At 32.3% G+C, this 22,248-nt stretch carries 13 protein-coding genes; 8 read left to right on the top strand and 5 right to left on the bottom strand.

Annotation, left to right across the window (positions count from 1 at the left end; genetic code table 11):
• Positions 1–438 carry a tellurite resistance TerB family protein gene (locus JBL43_RS17905; protein ID WP_198842763.1) on the bottom strand — a complete coding sequence of 146 codons (438 nt, stop codon included), beginning with the start codon at positions 436–438 and terminating at the stop codon, positions 1–3.
• A gap of 124 nt (positions 439–562) precedes the next feature.
• On the opposite strand from JBL43_RS17905, the gene mfd reads away from it, so the two are divergent.
• The 3 genes from mfd (at position 563) to JBL43_RS17890 (ending at position 6,402) form a co-directional block, all read left to right on the top strand.
• Entirely contained in the window at positions 563–3,901 is a 3,339-nt protein-coding gene (mfd, locus tag JBL43_RS17900; RefSeq protein WP_198842762.1) for a transcription-repair coupling factor, read from the top strand.
• A gap of 58 nt (positions 3,902–3,959) precedes the next feature.
• A complete protein-coding gene (locus JBL43_RS17895) occupies positions 3,960–4,970 on the top strand; it encodes an energy transducer TonB (protein WP_198842761.1) in 1,011 nt (336 codons plus the stop codon).
• An 85-nt stretch (positions 4,971–5,055) separates the two neighbouring features.
• The gene (locus JBL43_RS17890; protein ID WP_198842760.1) at positions 5,056–6,402 is read left to right on the top strand and encodes a TlpA disulfide reductase family protein; all 1,347 of its coding nucleotides are present in this window, start codon (positions 5,056–5,058) and stop codon (positions 6,400–6,402) included.
• A gap of 62 nt (positions 6,403–6,464) precedes the next feature.
• Here the strand turns inward: JBL43_RS17890 and JBL43_RS17885 are convergent, their stop codons facing one another.
• Both JBL43_RS17885 and JBL43_RS17880 read right to left on the bottom strand, forming a co-directional pair.
• Complete coding sequence (locus tag JBL43_RS17885; RefSeq protein WP_198842759.1) at positions 6,465–6,824, bottom strand: YraN family protein; 360 nt, start codon at positions 6,822–6,824, stop codon at positions 6,465–6,467.
• A 108-nt stretch (positions 6,825–6,932) separates the two neighbouring features.
• Positions 6,933–7,919 (bottom strand): S66 peptidase family protein, encoded by a 987-nt coding sequence (locus tag JBL43_RS17880; protein WP_198842758.1) that lies wholly within the window; start codon positions 7,917–7,919, stop codon positions 6,933–6,935.
• A gap of 103 nt (positions 7,920–8,022) precedes the next feature.
• Here JBL43_RS17880 and metG point away from each other — a divergent pair, with 103 nt between their 5' ends.
• From metG to JBL43_RS17855, 5 genes are all read left to right on the top strand, one after another.
• Positions 8,023–10,092 (top strand): methionine--tRNA ligase, encoded by a 2,070-nt coding sequence (metG, locus tag JBL43_RS17875; RefSeq protein ID WP_198842757.1) that lies wholly within the window; start codon positions 8,023–8,025, stop codon positions 10,090–10,092.
• A 9-nt stretch (positions 10,093–10,101) separates the two neighbouring features.
• Entirely contained in the window at positions 10,102–10,899 is a 798-nt protein-coding gene (locus JBL43_RS17870; RefSeq protein WP_198842756.1) for a copper resistance protein NlpE N-terminal domain-containing protein, read from the top strand.
• A gap of 12 nt (positions 10,900–10,911) precedes the next feature.
• Positions 10,912–12,363, top strand: coding sequence for a hypothetical protein (locus JBL43_RS17865; protein WP_198842755.1), 1,452 nt, complete (start codon positions 10,912–10,914; stop codon positions 12,361–12,363).
• Positions 12,364–12,665: 302 nt separating this feature from the next.
• Complete coding sequence (locus JBL43_RS17860) at positions 12,666–14,789, top strand: Tex family protein (RefSeq protein WP_198842754.1); 2,124 nt, start codon at positions 12,666–12,668, stop codon at positions 14,787–14,789.
• A gap of 131 nt (positions 14,790–14,920) precedes the next feature.
• Positions 14,921–15,823: a DMT family transporter gene (locus JBL43_RS17855; RefSeq protein ID WP_198842753.1), complete on the top strand. Its 903-nt coding sequence runs from the start codon at positions 14,921–14,923 to the stop codon at positions 15,821–15,823.
• 94 nt (positions 15,824–15,917) lie between these two features.
• On the opposite strand, the gene JBL43_RS17850 is transcribed toward JBL43_RS17855, so the two are convergent.
• Together JBL43_RS17850 and JBL43_RS17845 are read right to left on the bottom strand one after the other, a co-directional pair.
• On the bottom strand, positions 15,918–18,500 hold the full coding sequence (locus tag JBL43_RS17850) for a phosphoenolpyruvate carboxylase (RefSeq protein WP_198842752.1): 2,583 nt from the start codon (positions 18,498–18,500) through the stop codon (positions 15,918–15,920).
• Positions 18,501–18,924: 424 nt separating this feature from the next.
• Positions 18,925–22,110: a DUF2135 domain-containing protein gene (locus JBL43_RS17845; protein ID WP_198842751.1), complete on the bottom strand. Its 3,186-nt coding sequence runs from the start codon at positions 22,108–22,110 to the stop codon at positions 18,925–18,927.
• Positions 22,111–22,248 lie beyond the last annotated feature (138 nt).

Raw genomic sequence — 22,248 nt, 5'->3', positions numbered from 1 at the left:
CTATTTGCTTTTATTTACTGCTTTAATTGCTTGTGTAAATTCTTCGAGGTCTTCGTCATTTAATACAAGGTGAACGGCTTCATCACAAATTGTTTCTACATTAGCTGTTGGAAAACCTAAGCCTATAGCAACACGTCTCAACACAATCATTTCAGAACCGGTAACTTCATCATCTGCAAAAATCATTTGTGTCAATTTAAACAATCGCTCAATACGTTCATCGTAACTATTCGGTGGACGTATAGCAAATTTATCAGCATCTTTTACTATTTCTTGATACTTATCATCTCCAATTTCAAATGTTTTTGACAATTTCTCCAATAGTCCATTTTCAGAATCTGTTAGCTTTTCATCAGCCAAAGCTAATTGAACAATATTGGCAAAATGGCTCAAATTATCTTTTTGAGCACCACTTGAATATAAATCTGATATGGACATGTCTAATTTTTAAGTTGTCAAATATAAATAAACTGAGGATATTTTAATAAGGTTATTTATAATTTTATCTTTGCACCCTCACACTCGATTACCATTTGGCTAATGAGTTTAAAATTCTAAACAATTGAGCAAACAAGCCATTGTTAAACTTTATGAGCAATCTGACAACGTAAAGCGAATTGCTACATTATTAAAACAAGAAAACCAAAAGCTATTTTTATCGCATTTGGCAGGTTCTTCATTGTCTTTTGTCATTTCAAATACTTTTTTATCTGTAGAAAAACCGTACGTACTCATTTTTAATGACAAGGAAGAGGCTGCTTATTATCTCAACGATTTAGAGCAACTATTAGGGGACAAAAATGTGCTTTTCTATCCTGGCTCTTACCGTCGTCCCTATCAAATAGAGGAGACAGACAATGCCAACATTCTATTACGCTCTGAAGTACTTAATCGAATTAATTCTCGTAAAAAACCTGCAGTAATAGTTACCTATCCTGATGCTCTTTTTGAAAAAGTAGTTACAAAAAGTGAATTGGACAGAAATACCCTAAAACTGAGTATTGGTATGGCAATTTCACTCGATTTTGTCAATGAAATGCTTTTTGAATATCATTTTAATCGCGTTGATTTTGTTACTGAACCTGGAGAATTTGCTGTAAGAGGTGGAATTGTAGATGTTTTTTCTTTTTCTAATGATGAACCTTATCGAATAGAATTTTTTGGAGATGAAGTAGATAGTATCAGAACTTTTGATATTGAAACGCAGCTTTCCATTGAAAAGCTAAAGAGAATAAGTATTTTACCGAATGTTGAAAATAAAAAACTGCAAGAAAAACGAGAGAGTTTTCTTAAATACATTTCCAGTAAAACAGTTGTTTTCGCAAAAAATACTGACCTAATTTTTGATAGCCTAAATGGACTATTTGAAAAAGCAAAATCAGCATTCTCGGAGCAAAAACAGACCGTAAAATTAGCGGAACCTGAAGAGTTGTTCTGTGATGGTAACTTTATAAAAAATCAGCTCCAAGAATTTAGCTTGGTTGCTTTTGGTAATAAACAACACGGAGAACATCAAGCGGTTGAAATTTCATTCCAAATTAAACCGCAACCTTCATTTAATAAGCAGTTTGATTTATTAATTAACAACCTTAACGAAAACACCAAACTTGGCTTAAAAAATTATCTTTTTTGTGCCAATGAAAAGCAAGCTCAACGTTTTCACGATATTTTTAAAGACATTGATGAAAATGTTAAGTATAAAACCCTTGTTTTTCCAATATATGAAGGATTTATCGATAATGATTTAAAAATTGCCTGTTATACAGATCATCAAATTTTTGAACGTTATCATAAATTCCGACTTAAAAGTGGCTTTTCGAAAAAGCAATCTATTACGCTGAAAGAGCTGACCAATCTAGAAATTGGTGATTATGTGACCCATATGGATCATGGAATTGGTAAGTTTGGTGGACTGCAAAAAATAGATGTTGAAGGTAAAAAACAGGAAGCAATAAAACTAGTTTATGGAGATAGAGATATTCTATATATCAGCATCCATTCACTACATAAAATAAGCAAGTTTAGTGGCAAAGAGGGTAAACCGCCTAAAATTTATAAATTGGGTTCTGGTGCTTGGAAAAAACTCAAGCAAAAAACTAAAACTCGTGTTAAGCAGGTTGCATATGATTTAATTCAACTCTATGCCAAGCGAAAATTACAAAAAGGGTATCAATCTAAACCCGATAGCTATATGCAGTTGGAATTGGAATCGAGTTTTATGTATGAAGATACGCCTGACCAATTATCGGCTACGCAAGATGTAAAGTCAGATATGGAGAGTCAGCAACCTATGGACAGATTGGTCTGTGGTGACGTTGGTTTCGGTAAAACAGAAGTCGCCATTCGTGCAGCTTTTAAAGCAGTCGATAATGGCAAACAAGTTGCAGTATTGGTACCTACAACTATTTTGGCATTCCAACATTTTAGAACATTTGCTGAACGGCTAAAAGACTTACCTGTTGTGGTAGATTATATGAACCGATTTAGAACTACCAAACAACGAAATGAAATTATTAAAGGTCTTGAATCTGGAAACATTGATATTGTTATTGGTACACATCAATTGGTGAACAAGAAAGTGAAATTTAAAGATTTAGGGTTGCTAATTGTTGATGAAGAGCAAAAATTTGGCGTTGGCGTAAAGGACAAACTAAAGACTATAAAAGAAAATGTAGACACATTAACGTTGACCGCAACTCCTATTCCGCGTACCTTACAATTTTCATTGATGGCCGCTCGTGACTTATCAGTTATCAATACGGCTCCACCCAACAGGCACCCAATAGAAACGAACGTGATCCGCTTTACTGAAGAAACTATTAGAGATGCCATTCAATATGAAATCTCAAGAGGTGGACAGGTGTTTTTTATCCATAATCGAATAGAAAACATTAAAGAAGTGGCGGGACTCATACAACGCCTTATTCCAGATGCTAAAGTTGCCATTGGCCATGGACAAATGGACGGAAAAAAGTTAGAACAACTTATGATGGCTTTTATGAATAATGAGTTTGATGTATTGGTTTCTACAACTATTGTGGAAAGTGGTCTAGATGTACCTAATGCGAACACTATTTTCATTAACAATGCTAATAATTTCGGATTGTCAGATTTACATCAAATGCGAGGTCGTGTTGGACGATCTAACAAAAAAGCCTTTTGTTATTTTATAACACCTCCATATCATATGATGACGGATGATGCCCGAAAGCGTATTCAAGCATTAGAAGTGTTCTCTGATTTAGGGAGTGGTTTAAATATAGCCATGAAAGATTTAGAAATTCGTGGAGCTGGAGATTTATTAGGTGGTGAGCAAAGTGGTTTTATTAATGATATTGGTTTTGATACCTATCAGAAAATATTAAACGAAGCCATTGAAGAACTAAAAGAAAATGAGTTTAAAGACTTGTATAAAGACACTTCAGATAAGCCTAAGCCATTTGTAAAAGAAATTCAAATTGATACGGATTTTGAATTGCTTTTCCCTGATGATTATATCAACTCCATAACGGAAAGACTCAAGTTATACAATGACTTAAACGACTTAAATACCGAAGAGGAGCTTAACATCTTTGAACAACAATTGATTGACCGTTTTGGTGAATTACCCGTACAAGCTGAAGATTTATTAAATAGCGTTCGTGTAAAATGGTTGGCAAAAGACATTGGTTTTGAACGCCTCATTTTGAAGAAAAAAAGAATGATTGGTTATTTTATTTCCGACACGCAGTCTAGCTATTATCAGACCGAAATGTTCACTAGAGTGTTGCAATTTGTTCAAAAAAATCCTACCACTTCTGTAATGAAAGAAAAGGAAACCAGAAACGGTCTGCGTCTGTTATTGACTTTTATTAGAATTGATTCTATTGAAAAGGCGTTGGAGATATTGCGTAAGGTTTAAGCATTAAATTACTTTTTTTTCGGTACAAATTTTGATACTTCTATATAAAGTATCAGCCATGAAGAAGCAGCTCCACATTTCTATTCCGAAACCGTGCCATGAAGATTGGCATGAAATGACCCCAAATCAACAAGGTAAATTTTGCAATTCTTGTGCAAAAACGGTGGTTGATTTTACCAAAAAGTCTGTAACTGAAATACAATCTTTCTTTATTGAAAATCAAGGTAAAAAGGTATGTGGTCGCTTTCAACAAAAACAATTGGACAGCATTATTATAGAGATTCCAGAGCAAGTCTTATTTCAACAAAGATCTTATTCAAGAATGTTTTTATTAGCTTTATTGATAACCATGGGTGCAACGTTGATGAGTTGTAACAATGATGGTAAAAAGCAGAAGATAAATCAGGTAATTGTGTTGGATAGTATTGCCAATTCTGAGATATCAATCCATGAGAAAATTGATTCATTAGGAGCAAATACCAAAGTAGATAGTATTCTTGAAAAGAAAAAAGATACTTTAATAGAAAAACCATCAATATTACCACCGATTCCTCCACCACCACTTGTTACACCTGGTTTAACAGTCTTGAGACTTCCAGAAGCCGTAGAACCAGTAAAAATTATAGAAAAAGATAGTTTAGTTTGCAAGAGCCAAGACAGTGTAGAGATCATTGAAATTACAGAAATTACTGGTGACGTCTTTATTGAACCTTTGGTTTTTGGTTTGATCGAAGAATCACCACCTACATTTAAAGGGTCAAGAGCAAAAACAAGTTATGAAAAGAAAGAAGAGTTTACTAAAAAAATAAATGAGTTTGTGCTTTCTAAATTTGACGCCAATTTAACTAGCAATTTAAATTTAAAAGAAGGAAAACATAGAATTATAGCCACTTTTAAGATTGATAAAAATGGGAAAGTTCAAGAATTAAAAGTCCTTGCTCCTCATCTTAAACTTAAAGAAGAAATTCAAAGAATTATAAACGAATTACCTCAACTTAAACCCGCCACGCAAAGAAACAGACCTGTTTCTATTAATTATACTTTACCTATAACATTTATGGTAGAATAGTTATCTTTGGTTTGATTTTTGACTAGTTCTCGATACACCACGCGAAAAGCGTGGCACTCGAACTGACGTTTTTATAAAATATATTATGATTAAGAAACTTATACTTTTATTTTTTTTAGCAACTACTTTTGGTTATGCCCAACATACTATTACCGGTAAAATGCAACCTGCTGGCGATTATGAATGGATGATTTTATACCACATGCAAGGAGCAAAACAAAACTATATTGCTAATGCTGACATCAAAGAAGGAGCATTTTCCTTTACATTATCCGACACATTAAATGTAGGTATTTACCGTCTAGTGTACGATTTACAAAATCAGCTTTTTATTGATGTTATTTATAATAACGAAGACATTGCTTTTACATTTAACCCTGAAAACCCAAACCACGAAATTCAATTTACAAGTTCGGAAGAAAATAAATTGTATTATTCTTATTTGAATAAATCTGCTGGAATTCAATACACTTTAGACTCGCTACAAGTGGCCTATTTTAGCACTCAAAATAAACCTAAACTCAACACTTTATATCAGAAAAAACATGCCGATTTAGTCAAAACACAAGAGCAATCAGAAAAACAATCAAAAGGAAAACTTGCATATCATTTCATAAAAGCAAGTGGGCGTTATAACGCATCGCAACCTATTGAAAAACCAAATGATTATCTTAAAAGTACAAAAACACATTTTTTCGATACTGTTGATTTTAATAATGAAACCTTGTTGGGTTCAACTTTTATAACCGACAAAATAAACGACTATATTTTTTACTTGAATGCCTCTGATGACTATCAAGTTAACAATCAGCTTAAAAAAGAAGCGATTACAACGGTAGTTACAAAAATTGGAACGAACTATCGCTTAGCGAAAGATATTGAAGAAGTTCTATTATATAACTTCACACAACAGCAAAATGTACCTATAGTTCAATTTATACTAGAGAATTATTACAATAAACTACCTGCTAGTTATCAAGATTTAGACTTTAAAAAAGATGTTGAAGTTAAAATTAAAACAGCCATTGGTAATAAAGCACCAAATATTAATTGGACTATTAACAATGTAAAGAACAACCTCTATAAGTTATCAGAAAGTGATACCTACATCGTAGTTTTTTGGAGTTCACAATGTGGACATTGCCTGAAAGAAATTCCTGTTCTAAACGACTATTTAAAGGGAAACACAAAAATAAAAGTTATAGCGGTCGGTATGGAAGAAGAAACTAGTAAACCGATCTGGCAAAAATTAATTTTAAACTACCCTTCGTTTATAAATGTGTATGGAGCACACAAATGGAAAAATGAATTTGCTCAAGAATACGGTGTAACCTCTACTCCTTCTTATTTCATATTAGATGCTAACAAAAACATTTTGGCAAAACCTGATACTATTGAGGATGTAAAGGCGTTTTTTGAGGGAAAAAATTAAACCCCTCCACCTATCGGCACCTCCCCTTGAAAAAAGGGGAGGAATTAATTATATTCTATTATTTAAAAATGATAAAAGGCATCTTCTAAATGCTCAATTTCAAATTTGCCATTATCGTTTATTATCGCAATAATATCAAACCGTACATTTACATCTAAATCTTTAGAAACAACGTAATGGTCAGCAGCCATAACTAACAGCTTTATTTTCTTTTGGTTTACAAAGTCTTGTGGAAGTCCAAAATCTCTTGTTGAACGTGTTTTAACCTCAACTATGGCTAAAATAGCATCTTTTTGTGCTATGATATCTATTTCTGCTTTTAGATATCTATAATTGATATCGCGAATTCTATATCCATTTTTTTTTAAAAACGCAATGGCCAACTCCTCCCCTTTTTTTCCTAATTCGTTATGCTCAGCCATAATTTATAAGTTTAAAATGATATAGATTATTCAGGAATTGTAAGTTTAAAAAAAGTGTTTCACCCTCAAATGCCCTTCCTTTTGGAGAGGGTTAGGGAGGAGATTTTTCTATTTATCAAACTTTACAACCGTCTTACTTCCTTTAACTTTCATTTCAATTTTTCTTCCTAGAATCAAGGTACGGTTATCCGTAATATGACCTGCAGGGAAATCAAATGCTACTGGGAAATCATATTCTTTTACAGCATCTAAAATTATTTCTTCATAAGTCATTCCAAATTCCGAAGCATCGGTTTTTCGATCGGACATTCCACCAATAATAAGCCCTTTACAGTTTTCAAAATAGCCCGCTCTTTTTAAACTAATCATCATCCTATCAATATGATACAAGGCTTCACCAACTTCCTCTAAAAATAATATTTTACCTTTCGGATCTATCTGTGATTTTGAACCTAACATACTATAAACCAATGACAAGTTTCCGCCAATAACTTCTCCTTCGGCATCACCTTCACGGTTATAATCAGATTCGGCTATTCTATATTTAACTTTTTTACCAAAAAATGCCCTCTTCAACGACTTTAAGGCTTGTCGCTGTTCTTTACTATCCGGTTTATAGGTTAATGGCATTATACCATGCATCGTTTCAATACCCATAATGTGCACTTCATTATGAAAGGCCGTTATATCAGAAAAACCAATAATCCACTTAGGGTTTTGCTTAAACTTTGTAAAATCAAGATCATCTAAAATCCGAATGGCTCCATAACCACCTCTAGCACACCAAATGGCTTTCACATTATCATCATCTAAGGCTTCTTGAAAATCAGCCAAGCGTTCTTCATCAGTACCGGCAAATCTAAAATGTTGATTGAATAAGTTCTTACCTAATTTCACTTTCAGTCCCCACTTTTTTAACAAGTCAATCCCATTTTTAACGCCAACAGAATCTCTAACAATACCTGCCGGAGCTACAATCATTACTAGATCACCTTTTTGTAAAGTAGGTGGTTTAATCAATGAAGTATTACTTTCATTCTGTGCTAAAAGCGTTATTGAGATAAATAATAAGAAAACGCTAAAAATTTTATTCATGATAATTATAATTGATGGGGTTTTGTGTAAAAGTATATAAAATGCTAAATATAACTAGTGTTATGAGTGCTTTTTCTTACTTTTGCTCTACTAAAATTGAGGAATGAACACACCGAAAAGATATACTATTACTGCAGCATTACCCTACACAAATGGACCCGTACATATTGGGCATTTAGCAGGGGTTTATGTACCTGCAGATATTTATGCCCGTTATCAACGTTTACAAGGTAGCGATGTGCTTTATATATGCGGTTCTGATGAGCATGGCGTACCCATTACTATAAAAGCGAAAAAAGAAGGAATTTCGCCTCAACAAGTGGTTGACAAATACCATGAAATGATTAAAAAATCATTTGCCGAATTTGGAATTTCATTTGATAATTATTCGCGTACTACCGCAAAAATACATCACGATACTGCTTCTGAATTTTTTAAAAAATTATATGAAGACGGTAAGTTTATAGAAGAAACCAACGAACAATTATACGACGCGGAAGCCAATCAGTTTTTAGCAGATCGATTTGTTGTTGGTACGTGTCCCAAATGTGGTTTTGAAGAAAGTTATGGCGATCAATGTGAAAATTGTGGTACAAGCCATAATGCTACTGATTTAATCAATCCGAAATCAGCTATTACTGGAAACACACCTACGTTAAAAGAAACCAAACACTGGTTTTTACCTTTAGATCAATACCAAGATTGGTTAAGAACTTGGATAGTTGAAGGGCATGCTAATGACTGGAAACCTAATGTATTGGGACAAGTAAAATCTTGGTTAGATGATGGTTTAAGACCAAGAGCGGTAACTCGTGATTTAGATTGGGGAATCCCTGTACCTGTTGAAGGTGGTGAAGGCAAAGTGCTTTATGTTTGGTTTGATGCTCCTATTGGTTATATTTCTTCCACAAAAGAATGGGCAGAACGTACCGGTAAGGATTGGGAACCGTATTGGAAAGATGAAGACACCAAATTATTACATTTTATAGGTAAAGATAATATCGTTTTTCACTGTATTATTTTTCCGAGTATGCTTAAGGCGGAAGGCTCTTATATTTTACCTGAAAACGTACCCGCAAATGAGTTTTTAAATTTGGAAGGAAATAAACTTTCCACATCTAAAAACTGGGCGGTTTGGTTGCACGAATATTTAGAAGATTTTCCTGGCAAACAAGATGTGTTGCGTTATACACTAACTGCAAATGCACCTGAAACTAAAGATAATGACTTTACTTGGAAAGATTTTCAAGCAAGAAACAATAATGAGTTAGTTGCCATTTTTGGGAATTTTATAAATCGTGTCGCAGTATTAACTCATAAATACTACGACGGTATTGTACCAAGTCCGAATGCATTTAGCGAAGTAGATGAAGACACCTTGATGCTATTAAAAAAATATCCTCAAATTATTTCAAAATCTATTGAAAGATACAGATTCAGAGAGGCTCAAAACGAGTTAATGAATCTTGCCAGAATGGGTAATAAATATTTGGCCGATGAAGAACCTTGGAAAGTTATAAAGCAAGATGAAGAACGCGTAAAAACGATAATGTTTGTAGCACTTCAAATAGCGACGGCACTTTCAATTTTGAGTGAGCCCTTTTTACCATTTACTTCTAACAAACTAAAAGACATGCTCGGCGTTAATTCAAGTGAGATGTTATGGGGAAATGTGTCAAAAGAAAATGTTTTACTAAAACCAGGCCATCAAATAAACAAAGCCGAATTGTTATTTGCCAAAATTGAAGATGTTGAAATTCAAGTTCAGTTAGACAAGTTAGCGGCTTCAAAGAAAGCCAACAAACTGGAAAACAATCCTGAAGCATCGGGAGTTGAACCTCTAAAGGAAACCATTGAGTTTGATGATTTCACCAAACTAGACATTAGAATTGGTACGATTTTAGAAGCCGTAAAGGTAGCTAAAACGAAAAAATTATTACAGTTAAAAGTTGATGTGGGTATAGATGTTAGAACCATCGTTTCTGGCATTGCTCAAAGTTTTAGCCCAGAAGACATTATCGGAAAGCAGGTTACTGTATTAACCAATTTGGCTCCACGTACTATTCGTGGTGTAGAAAGTCAAGGAATGATATTAATGTGCGATACTCCCGACGGAAAATTAGCATTTGTAGAGCCAGATGCTAAGATTGTAAATGGTGGGCGGATCTCATAAATAATGATTATGAAAACGATAAAGTTAACTCTAATTACACTTGCAATTATTTTGTCTGCGTGCAGTACAAAGAAAAAAATAAGTGAAGAAAAAGTAGAAGAAACAGTTATTGATATGCATAGTAGTATGAATTCCTTAGATTGGAATGGCACCTATCAAGCTACATTACCATGTGCTGATTGTGAAGGGATTCAAACCGTTCTTAAATTAAATAATGACTTAACTTTTGTTAAAAAATCAAAATACTTAGGTAAAAAAGATACTGTTTTTGAAGACAAAGGTTCTTTTTCTTGGAGTACATCAGGGCAAATAATCACATTGAAAAATCAAAAAACAGAACAGTATTTTGTTGGTGAAAATAGGATTTGGAAATTAGATGAAAACGGTAATAAAATTACAGATCCCGACGCTTCGGGATTAGCTCAATATTATATTTTCAACAAACAAAATTCACAACTTACAGACAGACATTGGAAATTGGTTGAACTGAATGGCCAAAAAGTAGACTTTGACAAGAAAAAAGGTAAACAACCTTATTTAATTTTAAGGCCTGAAGAAGAAAACAAAATTTATGGTAATGCGGGTTGTAATCGCTTTTTTGGGACTTTCGAACTTAAAGAAGGGAATCAAATTGTTTTTTCACAACTAGGAGCCACCAAAATGTATTGTCCAAATATGGAAACTGAAAAACAGTTTTTAGAAGTACTAAATACTGCTGATAATTATTCGCTTAATGGAGAAACGATGACTTTGAACAAAGCGAAAATGGCTCCGTTAGCAAAATTTAAAGTGGCCTATTTTTATTAGAATGAACTGTTTATGAAAAAAGTAATACTTTTTATTTATGCCTTAACTATAAGTTTTTCTTCATTTGCTCAAGAAGAAATAATAACATTTAATAATTATTTAAAAACTTCAAAAGCACATATTAAAGAAGTCATTCCAATAGTAAATGAACAAAATCAAGAAACTTCACTATTTATTACAGATGCCAAGCAAGCATATGGTTATTTATTTGATAGTAATTTTAAAATAATTGATGAAATAGTTTCCGACAAACGGAGTCGAAAATATAAAACAATTATTGGCAGTAGCATCTATAACGGGAATTATACAATTTTCATGACCAATAAGAGAAGAGATAAATTTGCTTCCTTATTATTTTCTTATGAAAACGACAATTCTAATGTAGCTGAAATACCTTTAGAATTAAAAGACGAAAAGTTTATTCAAACTGTTGAATACAATAATAAATTCTACATCTTAACTATTGTCAGACGTACTTCAAAATTGAACGTTTATGTCTTCGAAAAAGGTTCTCATTTTGTAAAAAAAGAAATCGATTTATCACAAGATTTCGAGGAAAAAGAATCACTCTATAACCTTTTGACAATATCTGCCGACGGTAGTTATGGCTTAAAAAAATTAGTGGATATAAATAAAATTGAAGAAATAAATCCAAATGCAATTGAAATTACCTCTGAAAAAACAAAAATGTATAAACGAGGTTCGGAAATTATATTCTCATTTGATGAAAATGAAGATTTCACAAAAGTTGTAACATTAAGCTTAGATTCGTTTGCTTACCAAGTTATTGAATTTGACAAACCATTTAAAGAGACTCATTTAAAAGAAACCAACACCTTCATTAATGGTGACAACATTTATATGGTAGCCGCTACTAAGAAAAAATTTAATTTTTCTATTTATAATTTTGAAACAGGTAATTTAATAAAAGAATACAATACTACTGTTGATGAGGTTATATCTTTTAAAAACACACCCATAATTCAGGTTGGAGGGGAATTTGATAGTTACAGAGAACTCGAAAAAACGAGAAAATTTCTAAGAAAAATAACCAATGGTAATATTGGTATTTCTGTTTTTAAACATAACGATACATATGAAATTTCTATCGGTGGTAAGAAAGAAGTTAGCTCAGGCGGTGGCATGATGATGATGCCGATGGGTATGCGGCTACCAATGGCTACATTTGGTGCAGTTACTGTTTTTTTTAACCCAGCTATGTTTGCGTACAATTCTTATTCTCGAACTAAATCCATACAGTTTAAAGGGCTTTTTGATGATAATTTTAATCACATAAAAGGTGAAATAGAAAAAAATGCCTTTGACAAAATAAAAGATTATGAAGATGAAAATAACTTGTCATCAAAAGGGAAGTCACTTTTCAGGTTTAAAGATTATTATATTCTGGGGAATTACTCTCCTTGGCCAAAAGAAGAATACACGTTAGCCTTGTTCAAGGATTAATTTTTCAATTCTACATTATTGTACTTATTTAGATTTAATAAAAATAACTATATTTGTAGTGTTATTTTATGATCTGAATAATTTTGGGTAAAAAAAAGAAAAAAAAAGCAATTAAAAAGTTACAGAAATTGGGTCTTATACCTGATAAAGTAAAAAGTGATTGCTGTAAAAAATTCAAAAAAGGCGAACAAAAACGTTGTAAAAAATGTCCTTGTTTTGATTTACATAAAAAGGTAGCATAACTTCTATTTTAATCTATATTTCTGCGAGATAGTTTTTATATTGCATCTTCAATTTAAGCAATGCAATTACTCAACTACATAAGATCTTTTACCAACCTTCCCGATAGAGGAATACAAAACACTATTGAATTATTAAATCAAGATTGTACCATTCCGTTTATATCTCGGTATCGTAAAGAAGCAACGGGGAACTTAGATGAAGTTCAAATTGGTGATATTGTCAAATACAAAGAACAATTTGAAACATTAGCAAAACGTAAACTTTCTATTCTAAAGTCATTGGAAGAACAAGGTGTTTTAACTACTGAACTCAAACAGAAAATTGAAGCAACCACCGACTTAACCACACTAGAAGATCTTTATTTACCCTATAAGAAGAAACGTAAAACTAAGGCTGAAACAGCTCGAAAAAATGGCTTAGAACCGTTGGCAAAGATTATAATGAGTCAGAACACTCATGATCTAGATTCAATTGCATATAAATACCTAAATAATGAAATAACATCAGTTGAAGAGGGTTTAGAAGGTGCTAGACATATCATTTCCGAGTGGATTAATGAACGTACTGACATCAGAAATAGTATCCGTAAACAATTAGAGCGATTTTCCCAAATTACAACAAAGGTTATTGGAAGTAAAAAAGAAGATGAAAAAGCTCAAAAATTTAGAGATTATTTCGATTGGTCAGAAAGTTTAAGCAGATGTCCATCACACCGTTTATTAGCAATTTTAAGAGCTGAAAATGAAGGTTTTATTCGTGTAAAAATAGAGATTGATAATGATAAGGCTTTATACAATATCGAAAACCGTGTTGTCCGTTCTAATGGAGAAGCTGCCAATCAAATTATAATCGCAATTCAAGATGCGTATAAACGCTTATTGTTTCCTGCTCTATCTAATGAAATATTAAGTTTATCTAAAGAAAAAGCGGATGAGAGTGCCATTCTCGTTTTTGCTAAAAACCTCAAACAATTACTGTTGGGTGCTCCTTTAGGTGAAAAAAATATATTGGCTATTGATCCGGGGTTTAGATCTGGCTGTAAAGTGGTTTGCCTTAACGCACAAGGCGGATTGGCACATAATGAGACCATTTATCCACATGCTCCACAAAATGACAACATAGGAGCCATTAAAAAGATAAGTTCTTTGGTAGATGCTTATAAAATTGAAGCCATTGCTATTGGTAATGGAACTGCATCTCGAGAAACAGAACACCTCATCAGAAAAATACGATTTAATAAAGACATAGAAGTATTTGTGGTAAGCGAAGCTGGTGCCTCAATATATTCAGCATCTAAAATTGCCAGAGATGAATTTCCTAATTATGATGTTACCGTACGTGGTGCCGTTTCTATTGGCAGAAGGTTATCTGATCCTTTAGCTGAATTGGTAAAAATTGATGCTAAATCTATTGGTGTAGGGCAATACCAACACGATGTTGATCAATCAAAATTGCAACAAAGCTTAGATACTGTGGTGGAGAGCTGTGTAAACACTATTGGTGTAAACATTAATACAGCCAGTGAATCATTATTGAGTTATGTTTCTGGTATCGGTCCTAAATTGGCAGAAAACATAGTGACATATCGAGAAGAAAATGGTGCATTTACCTCAAGAAGTCAAATAAAAAAAGTTGCCCGTTTGGGGGATAAAGCATTTGAGCAAGGGGCTGGGTTTTTACGAATTAAAAACGCTAAAAACTCGTTAGACGATTCTGCTGTACATCCAGAAAGTTATGCTATTGTAAAAAACATGGCCAACGATGTAAAAAAGGATGTAGAAGATTTAATTGGAAATTCTGATCTTTTGAAGAAAATTGATCTTAAAAAATACGTTAACCAAACTATAGGATTACCCACGCTAACGGATATTGTTTCAGAATTAGAAAAACCAGGATTAGACCCTCGTGAAAAAGCTAAAGTATTCACGTTTAATCAGAATATTAAAACCATCACTGACGTAAAAGAAGGGCAGTTATTACCTGGAATTGTCAATAACATTACCAATTTTGGCTGTTTTGTAGATATTGGCATCAAAGAAAGTGGACTTATCCATGTTTCTAACTTATCTGACTCCTTTGTAAAAGATGTCAGCGAACATGTAAGTTTACATCAACAAATTATCGTAAAAGTTCTGGAAGTAGATGTGCCTAGAAAAAGAATTCAATTGAAATTACACAAATAAATAATTAGACCTCACTGTTTTTCACCTTGAACTATCGGGGTTTTGAGGGCTTAGAAATCTTCTCTTCTAATTAATTATTTTTTTAGTTTCCATTTTACAAATTATACTACTTTTGCATCTTTTCATTTCTTATGAATACACCAAGAATAGCATTAGCAATAGGGATAATCTGTATCAGTATTTTCCCTGTATTAGTAAAATTAAGTTTGGTATCTGGAGTAGTTTCAGCCTTCTACCGAATGGCATTTTCGTGCGTTTTAATTATACCATATGTTTTGCTATTTAAAAAATTTAAATTCCCTTCGTTAAAAGTAACCCTGCTGAGTGTTCTTTGCGGTGTTATCTTCGCTTCAGATGTTACAGTTTGGAATATTTCTATTATAGATTCAACGGCTACACAGGCTTCTTTGCTTACGAACCTATCTCCTGTTTGGGTAGGTATTGGAGCGTTCTTCTTCTTAAAAGATAAACCTAAAAGAAATTTTTGGATAGGTACTGTTGTTGCCATAATAGGTATGATACTATTAGTTGGCATTCATGTATTTAGAAATTTAGATTTTGATCGTGCTTTTGCTTTTGGCGTACTTTCAGGGGTATTATATGCCTTTTACATGCTTATTAGTAAAAATGTATTAAATCAAATAGACATATGGCGTTTTATGACCATAAGTATTACTTCAGCTGCAATTTATTTAGGCATAGTTAGTTTCTTTATGAACGAACCTGTCATTGGATTTTCTAACACCAGCTGGTTAATTCTTATTGCCATGGCCATTATTTGTCAACTATTAGCATGGTTACTTATTAGTTATGCTACTCAAAATATGCGTGCCACTCGAGTATCTGTAAGTTTATTAGGACAAGCTATTCTAGCCTCTATATTGGCATGGTTGTTTTTAAATGAGGAAATAACTCTTCAAATGGTTCTAGGAGGATTAGTGCTCCTCTTTGGTATTTGGATTACCTTTTATCCCACTCCAATTGGCTTACGGGTATTCCATAAAAAAATAGTAAAGGTCAAAAGCACGAAATAAAACTTTTATTCACATTAAACAAACTGTAAAGACCACACAAGTTTAGAAAACTTGTGTGGTCTTAAATTTTATGGTTATAAATGAAGAAATACTATTATGCCGAATTCCTAGCCGCATTAATATTTCCAAATAAAGAACGTGTTACCAGTTTTTCATAAACCTTAATCTTCTCCTTATCTTTTGGATCTTCTTTTTCTAATTCTTGAATCTTTTTTAAAGCATATTGTTGTATGGTCAATAATGGTAATACAATAGATTCTCGAATATCAATAGAAGCTTTACCAGCAGGCTGATTATCCATTAACGCCTTTGAACCTGTAAGTTTTAACAATAATCTTTTAGAAGTTTGATATTCTTCATGAATGATATCCCAAAAAGGTCCAAACTCAGCATCTTCTGACATATACTTTGTCAAATCAAAAAAGGATTTTGACAAGGACATCATACTATTTTCTACTAATGTTTTAAAGAATTTTGAATTTTTGTACAAGGCTTCTACCTTATCAAACTCACCTCTGTCTTCATATTGTTTAATAGCAGTTCCTACACCGTAAAAACCTGGAACATTTTGTTTTAACTGACTCCATGAACCTACAAAAGGAATGGCTCTTAAATCTTCAAATTTTAACGTGTCCGATTTTCCTCTTTTACTCGGTCTACTACCAATATTTGTTTTTGCATAGTATTTAAGCGTACTCATACGTTCTAAATAGGGTACAAACATAGGGTGATTCTTAAAATCAACATATTTTTTATAACTGATGTTTGCCATTTCTTCCATCACTACTCTATCCTCTTCTGTCATAGCCAAATTGGTTTCCAATTTGTTGTAAATACCAGAACTAATTAATTGCTCTAAATTGTATTGCGACGAATCTAAAGTTCCAAAATTAGAACTAATGGTCTGCCCTTGAATAGTTAATTGTACTTGTTTGGCTTCAATTGTTGGTCCGAGTGATGCATAAAACTGATGTGTTTTACCTCCACCTCTAGCTGGTGGCCCACCTCTACCATCAAAGAAAATAACATCAATATTATATTTCCTAGAAACTTCTGTTAAACGTTCTTTGGCTTTAAAAATAGCCCAGTTGGCCATTAAATAACCACCATCTTTGGTTCCATCAGAAAAACCGAGCATAATCAATTGTTTGTTTTTACGCTCTTTTAAATGTTTAGCATATGCTGGATTGGTATACAATTCTTCCATAACCTCATGGGCAATTTCCAAATCAGGTACCGTTTCAAATAATGGACCAATATCAAGCGTTACATCATCACCAAATGCCGCCAATTTTAACATTGCAAACAATTGCATAACATGTAATGTACTCTGTGTATTACTGATAATATACCTATGCACAGCTCGTTCTCCATTATTCTGTTGAATTTCCTTTACCGTTTTTATGGTTTCAAAAGACTTTAATAATTCTTCATCTTTTAATTCCGATACATCAACACTACCTTTTACTTCAGATAAAAGTTTCACTTGCTCTTTTGCTGTCAGTTCAAAATAATCCTTAGGAAAAATAGTACTATTAGATGCGATTAAACCTTCAACTAACGTATTAAAAACACCTTCGTGCACACGACTATCCTGCCTAATATCTAAAATGGCAAAATGATACCCAAACAGTTTTATTTTATTCAACAAACTGTTTATTTCATTTAAGTACAATGATTGATGTTCTTCAACAACTAGAGTTTTAATATCTTTTAATTCCGCTACAAAGGCTTCTAAACTTATTTGCGGAGAGGCTCCTTCTTCAACAAAACTGTTATATAATTGACGCTCTAGTTTTCCTAGACGCTCCTCTAGTCCATTAAAGGTTAATTTTCTTTTTATTCTTCGTATATCTCTATAATAATTTTTAAGTATTGTTTCTCTTAATCTGTTTGCAACTTTTCTTGTAATTTCAGGGGTTACAAAAGGGTTTCCGTCTCTATCGCCTCCTGGCCAGAAACCAACATTAATGATGTTGTTATCAATATCTTTATTTTCAAAAATGTTTTGTTGAATATAGTCGAAAATAGAACCGAAAGAATAATAAAACACGTTTTCTAAATACCATATTAAACTTACAGCCTCGTCATAAGGAGTAGGTTTTTTCTTTTTATAAAAAGCAGTTTTACCTAATTGAGCTAATAAATCGGTAATGGCTGTTAAGTCAGTTTCCTTTATAGCTTTTGTTAAATCGGTAATGATTCCCAACACACTACCAGGATAAAACTGAGTTGGATGTGCTGTTAAAACGATACGAACCTTAAACTCTTCTAAATACTGTCTCAACTGCTCCAATTGACTCTCTGCTCTGGCATTTTCTTTCAAATTTCGCAATGTTCCAATACCATCCATATTATGAACAACTGGAAAAGCCGCATCTTCGATGGCATCAAACAATACTACCTGTCTTTCGATATATTGAATAAAACGAAATAACAAATTAATTTGACTTTCTTTATTTCGTCTCGCTTGATATTTGTTAAAAAAAGTATCAACAATTGTAGTGGGATTCTCACCGTTTTTAAAACCGTTTTTACAGGTTTCATGAAATAAGGGCAATAAAACGCCCGTCTTAGTAATAGAATCAAACGGCAATGTCATAAAAATACTATTGTAAATTTGATATTTAGACAATACGTTTTGATTGAATCGTTGTAATCTTGGTTGTACAGACATATATTATGTTATAATATTTTGGTAAAAATACGAATGCCAAAGTGATTGTAGATGGCTTCTTTTAATTTTTATGATATATTTAATTTTTTGAAATTGAAATTGCTTTATCATTGTGTTAATGAATAATAACAAAGTAATCTATAATATAACTATTGTAGGTTTATAAAAAAAATTCAGGGTGCATTATTATCTTCTTCAGATTCATTTTTTTTCTTATCACTCTTTCTAGGTGATAGTTTATAAATTAAATATCCGAAGCCTATCACAAAATGGAGAATTACCACCACCATTATAAAATAGAACCAAAAGTTTGACATTCCCATAGTTCGAAAAAATTGCTCTTACAAAGTTACATCGCAATTGTTGTTTTGGGCATGGAAAAATTGAATAAATTTTAACTTTTTTGGTTTATTCTTAAAAAACTTTAAAACGTTAACTTAGCAATTATTTCTTCTTCATCGTTTTTAGTAAGCCTTATAATTTGAGTCTCCTTTGTTTCCTTTTCTGATCCGAACTTTTTATAAATTGTAACTTTCATAAATGTAGGGTTTTCAACCTTTTGGTATCTATCTCCAAAATATTTAATTTTTACATAATATGTTCCTTTAATAGCATTTTTTAAAGTGAACTCTTCGGGCCCAAAACCTTGTGTCATATCTTCAGTCATATAACCACCAATAGTTGTTTTATTATGACTGTAAAAACATTCTTCTAAATTTGGATCTATAATATGCAAATCGATATCAGTATCATTACGGTTCCAATCTACAACAACTCGTATATCATAATTTACCGAATCTAACAGCTCTTTATCAACCTTACTTAGATCCAAATCATCTTTGTGTTTTTGAATAAGGTATCTGATTTCATTTCTGACAACAGTTTCTATCCCTTTAAATTTACGTCTATGAGAATCTTTATAAATTTCACCCGTAATAACACTGTTAAATAAATCTAACGCTTCTTGACAATAGCCTATGTTCTGATATGCAATTGCCAAATCTCTGTACGATTGAGAATCTTCAGGTCTTAAGTTCAATATTTGCTTAAATATGAATAGTGCCATATCATCGTGTTTGTCAATTTGTAATTGATAGGCAAACACCTTTAATAATTCATAATTATCAAAATCTATTTCTGCTATATTAGATAGAATTCTAGATGAATAAATAGTATCATTATAATCGAGCTTAAAGTGATTGGCAACATCTACAAAGTAAGCAGGTGTTTCTAAATAGTTTTCTCTTTGTTCTAGATAAATTTGATAGGCTTGTTCTTTGTTTGTGGCCAATTCTAATTCGCTTAAATAATCAGTTTTAACGCCTCTCTCTTTTACAGTGAGGTCTCCTTTATATTTTCTATAATTAGCTACATCTCGAGAAGGTGTAAACACATATGGTTCTACGGTGAATGATTGCCCTTGACTACCAGAACCTATTTTGAAAACTATAGGTAACGTATAATTAACTGCTACTGATCTTCCTCTTTGTTTTCCAGGAATCATTTTTGGTAACAAACGCAGCACTCTAACGGTTTCAACTTCTAGTTTTCTATGTGGTCCTCTTGCTAGTAAATTCACAACATTACCACGTCTGTTTATAGTAAATCGTGCATAAACTCTGTATGTGCCTTTCGGAAGACCTAAATTATTACTTAGTTCACCATTAAAGTTTTCACTAAAATGATGAGTTATACTATCACTAAAACATTTTTTCTTTTCATCATTGGAACCCTCGCAACCTGGATACACCGGTACTTCTTCAATTATGGAAAAGGGTACATCTTCAATAACCTCACTATCCTCAACAATTTCAACGATTTCATTCATTACTATTTCATCAGATTCAATTATTTCCTCATCCAACTCTATAACATCATTCATAATTCGTATAGATTTAGGGTTTGGTGAAATTCTCATCATACGAGCATTATCCCCAACCACATTTCGACTCGGAGGACTAACATTTTTTTCTTCTTGTTGAGCCATTATTTTGTTGTATTCTTCTAATAATTCTTCAGGAGGTGTTATTTGATAGGTAACATAATCTCTAACATCTTCCAACACAATTAAAGAGGTGTACTTAGTTACCAAACTAAATGCTTTACCTAATTCTGTTATTTGATGTTTATTCTTTTTGACATTTAACATTAGGTTCTCTAATTTTTTCTGAGCCCAAATTCTTTCTACAATTTTGTGAATTATAGGTTTTTTCACGTCTATTTCAACCCTTTGAAGGACCTCGTTTCCGTATCCAAATTTTAAAACAATACTTTTTATGTTGTCTGAATATTTACCAGAAATAGAAAAATCATTTGAAACACTAATAGGTGAAACAGGATAAATCTCTAAGGTCTTATTATTAGATTCGTAACCCAAGAACTTATAAGGTTCAAATTTCATTTTTGATATTGCTTCAGAAATAGCGTTGGTTTGGAGATTAATATAACTTCCATTTGTTACTTCAGCAAGTCTTTTCAACCCTGCATGATTAGATTTTAAACTACTATTTATAACAAAAACTGGAGTCTCACTTTTTAATTCCAAATCACTCAAAGTTGCTATTCCGTCCGTAAATAACAGGCTAGCATATGTATTTCTTATTTTTGAAGAAAGTATTGAGTAATTAGTCCCACCATCATAAACCACCTTCTTTAATTCCTTTTTTAAAGATTCCCAATTACCATTTTTTACGGTAAATGGTTTATCCGTTAATATCGTATTACTAAATGTAACCAATTGTACTTTTACATTTTTCTGATACGCAAAATACTCCTGTAAAAAATTAATTTCCTTCTCAATATTCCGTTCTCTTAATGAAAGTGACGCATCCCAATAGATGGTAATAAAATTTGGTTTTTTTCGGAGTCTTTTCTTTGGAGATAGCGTTTTATAAATATAAAAGTAATTGTCACTAACCATTACTTTTTCTGTGGTAACAGATAAAGGGATTTTAATTAATAATGGCTTATTTGCAATGTAATTTCTCTTTTTAATGTCAATTGTATAATTCTTATTCCAATTTGAAAATTCAAATTCTGAAATGCCATTTTTCTCAATAATTGGTTTGTATTTTTGATCAAAGACCGAGATATTTAACTTGAAGGAATCTAGTTTATTCTTAAAATTTAAGGGTAATTCATAAGCATGAGAATTTAGATGAAAAACAAGTTCTTGCTCATAAGCCAATAAAACCCTTTTATAGCCCTTTGCGGGAATAGGATAAATACGAGCTTTGTAATTGTTACCCGAACCCTTTTCAAGTAATGCCGGATCGACTCCCCTTCTAACCACATTTTCAAAAGCAATTCGACCTAATTCTTTTTCAACGACAACTGCTTCTCTTAATTTCCCATTCACCTCTAAGGCAAATCGTGAAACATTATGATCTTCTCCCAAAGGAAATGATAATTCCCCTTCTAACACTGAATTTGTAGGATTGTAAAAAAGCATATCATAGGTTGTTGTTGCTATATTACCTACGATATCAACCTTAATATCTAATGATGACAGGCCTAATTCTTGATTTTTCACTTTTAATGTTGGACATCTTTGAGCATATCCAAATACTAAAATAAATAAGGAAATACAAAGGCTAATTGCTTTTTTCATAGGGTCAATTTTAGAAAAAAATTGTTTTAAGAAATCTGCAAATTTTATGCCAATTGCTTGTGAAATTTATTTAATATATACGTTACTAATGTTATAAACACAAAAAAGCGTCAACTTATGTTAACGCTTTTAGCTACT

This window comes from Aureibaculum flavum, assembly GCF_016406085.1.
In the GTDB taxonomy this organism is placed as follows: domain Bacteria; phylum Bacteroidota; class Bacteroidia; order Flavobacteriales; family Flavobacteriaceae; genus Aureibaculum; species Aureibaculum flavum.
This window is presented reverse-complemented; position numbering and strand designations above follow the sequence as displayed.

What these genes read in the sequence shown, in the direction of transcription:
- JBL43_RS17845 (WP_198842751.1), bottom strand. Translation starts at nt 22,110, where the DNA reads ATGAAAAAAGCAATTAGCCTTTGTATTTCCTTATTTATTTTAGTATTT.
- JBL43_RS17850 (WP_198842752.1), bottom strand. Translation starts at nt 18,500, where the DNA reads ATGTCTGTACAACCAAGATTACAACGATTCAATCAAAACGTATTGTCT.
- JBL43_RS17905 (WP_198842763.1), bottom strand. Translation starts at nt 438, where the DNA reads ATGTCCATATCAGATTTATATTCAAGTGGTGCTCAAAAAGATAATTTG.
- JBL43_RS17890 (WP_198842760.1), top strand. Translation starts at nt 5,056, where the DNA reads ATGATTAAGAAACTTATACTTTTATTTTTTTTAGCAACTACTTTTGGT.
- JBL43_RS17880 (WP_198842758.1), bottom strand. Translation starts at nt 7,919, where the DNA reads ATGAATAAAATTTTTAGCGTTTTCTTATTATTTATCTCAATAACGCTT.
- JBL43_RS17870 (WP_198842756.1), top strand. Translation starts at nt 10,102, where the DNA reads ATGAAAACGATAAAGTTAACTCTAATTACACTTGCAATTATTTTGTCT.
- metG (WP_198842757.1), top strand. Translation starts at nt 8,023, where the DNA reads ATGAACACACCGAAAAGATATACTATTACTGCAGCATTACCCTACACA.
- JBL43_RS17855 (WP_198842753.1), top strand. Translation starts at nt 14,921, where the DNA reads ATGAATACACCAAGAATAGCATTAGCAATAGGGATAATCTGTATCAGT.
- JBL43_RS17895 (WP_198842761.1), top strand. Translation starts at nt 3,960, where the DNA reads ATGAAGAAGCAGCTCCACATTTCTATTCCGAAACCGTGCCATGAAGAT.
- JBL43_RS17860 (WP_198842754.1), top strand. Translation starts at nt 12,666, where the DNA reads ATGCAATTACTCAACTACATAAGATCTTTTACCAACCTTCCCGATAGA.
- JBL43_RS17885 (WP_198842759.1), bottom strand. Translation starts at nt 6,824, where the DNA reads ATGGCTGAGCATAACGAATTAGGAAAAAAAGGGGAGGAGTTGGCCATT.
- JBL43_RS17865 (WP_198842755.1), top strand. Translation starts at nt 10,912, where the DNA reads ATGAAAAAAGTAATACTTTTTATTTATGCCTTAACTATAAGTTTTTCT.